The 529-nt window shown below is 67.3% G+C and carries 1 protein-coding gene; it reads right to left on the bottom strand.

What is annotated here, in order from left to right; all coding sequences use genetic code 11:
* Positions 1 to 93 precede the first annotated feature (93 nt).
* Positions 94 to 529, bottom strand: a 436-nt coding sequence (locus Q0967_RS17335; RefSeq protein WP_299451317.1) for a cadmium resistance transporter, incomplete at its 5' end; no start/stop codon positions are given.

The raw sequence follows: 529 nt of genomic DNA, 5'->3' as shown, positions 1-529 counted from the left end.
GCTGGCCCGAAGCAGGCGACGCCCCGCAGGTCAGGCGCCCGGAATGGGAGGCGTCACGCTCCGTCGTTCGGCGCTTCGTAGGGTCCCGGTTTGTCAGAGTCCGAATGCGCCGCCGCTGACGAGGATGGCTATGCCGAGGCCGATCAGGACGATCGGGAAGAGCACGTGTTCCCATCGCTCGAGCACCTCGGCGATAGGCCTGCGGGTGGCGACATACCTGGCGAGAAGGACCAGCACGCCGACGAGCAGCAGGAACACGACGCAGAAGATGACCACGGTTGCCGTGCTGACGTTCAGGAACACCGGGACGTAGACGCCGATGTTGTCTCCGCCGTTGGCGAAGGTGACCGCGGCGACAGTCAGGATGCCGACCTTCTTGCCCTCGACCTTCTCGTCGTCGTCGTCACCGTCGCCTCGCCATGCCTGCCACGCCGCCCAGATACCGAGCGCCAGGGGGATGAGCCCGAAGTAGGGAATGGCGCTGGACGGCAGGACCAGCCCGGCCCCCCAGGCGACCAGCAGCGCAGCA

Origin of the sequence: uncultured Serinicoccus sp., assembly GCF_947500995.1 — a bacterium.
Classification (GTDB): domain Bacteria; phylum Actinomycetota; class Actinomycetes; order Actinomycetales; family Dermatophilaceae; genus Ornithinicoccus.
Note: the sequence above shows the minus strand (reverse complement) of the source record. Positions and strands in the feature narration are given on the sequence as shown.